General features: G+C 75.9%; 3 protein-coding genes. All 3 read right to left on the bottom strand.

From position 1 onward, the window contains the following. The coding region (locus MXD62_RS26760) for an AAA family ATPase (RefSeq protein ID WP_248832184.1) at positions 1 to 2,431 on the bottom strand (2,431 nt) is incomplete at its 3' end. Positions 2,432 to 2,534: 103 nt separating this feature from the next. Continuing rightward, positions 2,535 to 3,698, bottom strand: coding sequence for an exonuclease SbcCD subunit D (locus MXD62_RS26755; protein WP_248832183.1), 1,164 nt, complete (start codon positions 3,696 to 3,698; stop codon positions 2,535 to 2,537). A gap of 22 nt (positions 3,699 to 3,720) precedes the next feature. Beyond that, entirely contained in the window at positions 3,721 to 5,547 is a 1,827-nt protein-coding gene (locus tag MXD62_RS26750) for an ATP-binding protein (RefSeq protein WP_248832182.1), read from the bottom strand. Positions 5,548 to 5,923: the final 376 nt, after the last annotated feature.

Below are 5,923 nucleotides of genomic sequence, written 5' to 3'. Positions count from 1 at the left end.
CGGCGCCGGCCGCGCCGAGCGCGTCCCGGGCCTGCTCGAACGCCCGCTCGGCGGCGTCGGCTTCCGCCCGGGCGCCGCGTAGCCGCTGGTCGGCCTGGCCGGCCGCGGCGGTGAGCCGGTCGAGCTCGGCGAGCGCGGCCGCGACCTCGACGGCGCTCGGCGCGCCGGCGAGCGCGGCACGCAGCGCCTCGGTCTGGTCGTCGAGGGTCGCGACGCGGGTGGCGGCCCGCTGCTGGGCCCGGGCCGCGGCGATCCGCTCCTCGTCCGCCCGGGCCTGCCCGTCGGTGGCGAGCGTCAGTGCCTGCCGCGCGGCGGCGAGGGACGCCGCAGCGGCGGCCGACCGCTCGGCGGCGGCGTCACGCTGACCGGCCCGGTCACGGGCGAGGCCGGCGGCCCAGGTGACGAGCGCGGCCCAGTCGGCCTCCAGGTCGGTGCCCGCCAGGCCGGGAGCGCCGAGGGAGACCAGCGGATCCCGGGCGGTGTCGAGCGCCCGCCGTGCCCCGGCCGCCTCGTCCCGGCAACGGGTGACGACCGTCTCGGCGGCCGCCGCGGCGTCGCGGGCCTGGCGCAGGGCCAGGTCGGCGCCGGTGACGGCGCCGTCGAGCCGCTCGACGTCCGCGAGGAGGTCGGCGGCGCGGCGGGCGTCCGGCGCGTCGGCGAGCGCGCCGCGCAGCTCCTCGACCCGTTTGGTCAGCTCCGCGAGCCGGGCCTCGGATTCCAGCGCCGCCCGGGTGGCGGCGGTCGCCTCGGCGGTACGGGCGGCGACCTCACCCTCGGCGGCGGTGACCGCCTCGTCGGCGGCACCGATGCCGACGGCCGGCAGCGGCGGCGGCAGGGTCGCGACGGGCCGCGCGCAGACCGGGCAGTCCTCCCCCACGGCCAGGTGCGGCCGCAACGCGGCGGCCAGATCGGCGCGGGCGGCGGTGTCCCGGGCGGCGGCCGCGCGGTGCCGGGCGTGGCGGGCCGCGTCCAGGGCGGTCTCGGCCCGGCCGAGCGCGTCCCGGGCGGCGGCGTGCGCGGCTGCCGCGCCAGCCTGGCCGGTCAGCAGCTCGGCGAGCAGCTCGTGATCGCGCAGGGCCCGTTCCAGCGGGCCGCGCGGCGGTGCGGCGGCCCGCTCCTCGCGGACGGCGGTGTCGGCCCGCTCGGCCGCCTCCCGGTGCTCGACGGCTTCGGCCCGCGCCGCCTCTGCGCCACGCAGCCGATCGGTCAGCGCCGCCAGCCCGGCCGGCGGGCGCACACCGGCGAGCAGCCCCAGCTCGGCTTCGAGCCGGCTCACCTCGGCGGCGGCGGCCTCGGCGGTCTGCTCGGCCGCGCGTTCGGTGGTGGTCGCCGCCGCCAGCCCGCCGCGCGCCTGCGCGAGCGCGGCGGCCGCGGCGGCGAGGGCCGCCCCGGCCGCGGTCTGCTCGGTGACGGCTTCCGGTCGGGCCGCGAGCAGGCCGGCGAGTGCCTCGTGGTCGTGGGCGTACCGGTCGAGCGGGCCGCGGGACGGCGCCGCGGCGAGCCGTTCCCGGGCGGTGCTGTCCGCCCGCTCGGCCTCCTCGCGGTGCCGGCGGGCGTCCGCGGCGGCGGCCCGGGCGGCGTGCAGCCGGCCGGTGAGATCCGCCAGCCCGTCCGGCGGTCGGACGGCGGCGAGCCGGTCACGCTCGGCGGCCAGCCGGGTGACCTGGGCGGCGGCGTCGGCGGCGGCGGTGTCCAGCCGGGCCAGCTCCGCCAGCGCGGCGGCCACCTCGGCGGCGAGCCGGGTGAGCGCGCCGACCTGGTCGGCCGCGGTGGCCTCGGCGGCGGCGGTCGCGTCCGCGTAGCCGGCGAGCTGCTCGGCGAGGACGTCCGCGCGCTGGCGCTGGTCGCTCGCGCGGGCGTTCGCCGCCGCGCGGATCGTGTCGTAGACACCCAGCCCGAGCAGCCGGGTGAGGATGGCCTGCCGCTCGCTCGGCTTCGCCCGCAGGAACTCGGCGAACTCGCCCTGCGGGAGCACCACACAGGTGCAGAAGTGCTCGAAGGTGAGCCCGAGCAGCCCCTCGACCGCCGCGGTGACCGCGGGCGCGCCCGCGGCGAGGACGTCCGTCGGCTCCCCCGGCCCGCCGACGCCGGCCGGGTCGACCAGCCGCTCGAACCGGGCGTTGCGCACGGTCACGTTCCCGCGGGCGGAGCGGCGCAGCTCCCGCGCCACCACGTAGCGGGCGCCGGCCGCGTCGAAGACGAGCCGCACCGTGCCCCGGGCCGCGGTCGGCGCGAGCGCCAGGTGCACCGTCGCGCGGTTGTTCCAGCGCGGTACCGAGCCGAACAGCGCGAACGTCAGCGCGTCGATCAGCGTCGACTTGCCGGCGCCGGTCGGGCCCACCAGCGCGAAGTAGTCGGCGTCGGCGAGGTCCAGCACCGCCGGTTCCCGGAACGACCCGAAACCGGCGAGGTCCAGCTGTACCGGGCGCATTCAGTCCCCTCCCAGATCCCTCGGCCGGCGCCGGCTCGGACGTCCCATCAGTCGCTTGGTCGCTTGGTCACTCGGCCACTCGGCCACTCGGCCACTCGGCCACTTATTCGCCACTGGAGACGTCGTCGTGCAGCCGGGCGAACAGCGCCTCGACCCGGGGGTCGTCGAACTGTTCGGCGGCGCAGTACTCCCGGAACAGGTCCGCGGGGCTGCGCCGGGCCAGCGCCGCGGCGCTGGGGCGCGACCCACCGAGGGCCACCCGGAACTCCGGGTCGATGCCGACCTCGAGCGCGTTCGGCAGCAGCTCCTGGACCTCGTCGCGCAGCCCCGCGCGGGCCGGTTCGCGCACGACCACCCGCAGCAGGTCCTCGGCGAGATCCGGGGCCTGCGCGGTGAGCTCCGCGACGGTGCCCCGGACCGTCCGCAGCCGCCGGCCGGCCGTCAGTGCGATGTCGGTGACCCGGGCGGGGACGCCGGGGCTCGCCTCGACGAGGCACACCACGTTCGTGTTCTCCTGCTCGCCGAAGTCGACCGCGAGCGGCGCGCCGGAGTACACCACCGGGCACGGCGCGGCGAGGGTCTGCCGCCGGTGCAGGTGCCCCAGCGCCACGTAGTGGGCGTCCGCGGGGAACGCCGCCGCGGACACGTGGTACTCGAAGATCGACTGGGCCATCCGCTCCCCGCCGCCGAACAGGCCGTTGGTCACCGTCAGGTGGGCCAGGACGAGGTTCACCGCGTCGTCGTCGAAGCCGGAGCGCAACTGCTCCACCAGGGCGCGCACGACCTGGTCGTAGCGGGCCGCGGTCTGGTCGGGCGTCTGGGTGACCAGGTCGGCGGCGCGGACGGCGTACCGCTGGGAGACGAACGGCAGCGCCGCCACGGTCACCGGTTCACCGGTGCCGGGGGCGCGGAAGGTGACCACCCCGCCGTCGGCGGCGGTGCGCGGCGTCCCGACCAGGGTGATCCCGGCGGCGGACATCAGCGGACGGTAGGCGTCGAAGGTCGGCTGGTGGTCGTGGTTGCCGGCGATCACGACCACCTCGGCCCCGGTGCCGCGCAACGCGACGAGCGCCTGCACGGCGAGCTGCTGGGCCGCCGCCGGCGGGGCCGCGCTGTCATAGACGTCCCCGGCGACGAGCACCGCGTCGACCTCGTGCTCCCGGGCGATCCCGATGATCTCCCCGAGCACCGCGCGCTGCTCGTCGAGCCGGTTACGTCCCTTGAGGGTCTTGCCGAGGTGCCAGTCCGAGGTGTGCAGGAACTTCATGGCGGTTCCTAACGGCCGGAGATCAGAACGGCGGAACCTCGTCGGAGGGGTTGGGTAGGAGGTCGAACGGATTGCGGGGAATCGTGCTGGGCGCCGGTTTCCCGGGCTGGCCGGGAACCGAGCCGGACGGCGGGCCGGTGGATTCGGGGGGCGGGCCCGCGGTCTCGGAGTGCCGGGTCGCCCAAGCGGGGAACGGGAACTCCACCGCGAGCGGCACCGGGATCTCCGGCTGCGAGACGAACATCGTGCCCGGCTTGGCCAGTGTGGCCCGGGCACGCTGCCCTGGTGGCAGGAACCCGTACTCCGGCCGACCCGCCTCGGCCGAGTCGAGCCGGCCGACCACCTTGATCGAACTGTTGGCGATGATCCGCCGCTCGACCTCGCTCGCCGTCTGCTGCGCGCCGATCAGGATGATGCCCAGCGAGCGGCCGCGCTCGGCGATGTCGAGCAGCACCTCCTTGATCGGGCTCGTGCCCTCCCGCGGGGCGTACTTGTTCAACTCGTCGATCATCGTGAACAGCAGGCTGCCGGGACCCGCCTCCTCCTTGCGCCGCGTCTCCGCGGCGAGCACCACCCCGACGACGAACCGCTGCGCCCGCTCCGGCAGGTTGTGCAGGTCGACCACGGTCACCTGCTGGTCGACCGTGGAGACCTTGCGACGCGGGCTGTCCGCCAGATCCGCCCGGATCAGCGACCGCAGCGAGCGCAACGACGAGCGAAGTCGGCGGACGAACGCGTTGACCGTCCCGGCGCCCGTCACCGGCCCGGCCCAGTCGCGGCGCGTCTCCTCGTCGGTCAGCCGGTCGACGATCAGGTCGACCAGCTCGGAGTAGGTCCGCACCAGCTGGCCGTCGATGCTGACCGCCCCCTCGGCGCCGGCGGGCACCGCGTCCGTGCGCAGCCGCAGCGCCACCTGGTGGACGACGATCGTGTACTGGTTGCGGTCGTCCTCGGCGTCGGCGAACACGTACGGCAGCAGCTCGCCCGCGCAGAACTCCTGGATCGTCCACCAGAACGCGGCCACCCCGGTCTTCCTGGAGGCGACGTTCGGCTGGCCGGAGATGTCGTCGGGCAGCGGCGGGGCGAAGAAGCCGACCGAACGGAACGGCTCGGCGGGCAGATCGAGCCGGCCGTAGGCGGCGCGCTTGTCCTCGTCCAACCGGGAGTTGGCGTGGTCGAGGAACAGCAGGTCCTCGCCCTTCACCGAGAACACCAGCGCCTTGGTGTTCACCGCCGCCCGCCCGAGCACCCCGCAGCGGAAGATCGAGTGCAGCAGGAACAGCGCGAAGCTGGTCTTGGTGGCGACCCCCGAGATACCGCTGATGGAGACGTGCGCGCCCCGGGTGCCGTCCAGGAACTCGAGATTGATGTAGATCGGGTTTCCGTCACGGCCGATGCCGACCGGGATCCGCTTCTCCATCATGTCGAAGTACAGCGCCGTCGCCCGCTCCGCACCGGTCGCCCGCCGCACCTGCTCACCGGGCAGCGGTGGGACGTACACCTCCGGCTCCACCCGGGTCGTGGTGATCTCGGCGATCTCCTGCACCTGCGCGGGCAGGACGCCGTCGGCGATCAGGAAGACGTCCGAGCCGAACGACGCGCCCTCGTGCCGGGCCCGCACCTGGGTGACGATGCCGGCGGTCATCACCGGCCCGACGCCGGGCACCGCGCGGACCGTGACAACCACATCGTCGAGCTGCAGATAGCTGCCCTCGAGCAGGGCGACGTGGAACAGCAGCGGCGTGTTCTCCTCCGTGCCGAGCACCCGGCCGACGGGGGCCACGGCTGCAGCCTCCCGCGCCGGGCCGGCGGTACGCCTGCCGTTCGACCCGCCGACCTCGACCGTCATACACAGCCCCCTACCGACCTGCCACCGCCACGGACCCACCACCACACGCCCACCGCCACGGACCGATCACTGCGACCGGTCCCCGCCGCCGCTCCGCCGGTCGTGTGGCGTCGCCGCCAGCGCCGGGAAGGCACGCTCCGTCATGACCGGTCGCCCGTCGCATCCGGTTACCGGCCGCCACCAGGCTAGTCCCGGCGATCCGGCGCCTGTCGGGGCGTCCGCGGGGAGCCGACACCGAGACTTTGACGTCCTCCCCGGCCTGAAGGCCGGGGATTCCTACTGCGTCGTGCGCGTTCACGCGCGATCGCCTCGGTGGGTTCCCGCTTCGACACCGACAGCAGAGCTTCCGCCCTGACTAACACCGGCTCCACGGGCG

Origin of the sequence: Frankia sp. Mgl5, from assembly GCF_023242985.1 — a bacterium.
Lineage (GTDB): Bacteria > Actinomycetota > Actinomycetes > Frankiales > Frankiaceae > Parafrankia > Parafrankia soli.
This window is presented reverse-complemented; position numbering and strand designations above follow the sequence as displayed.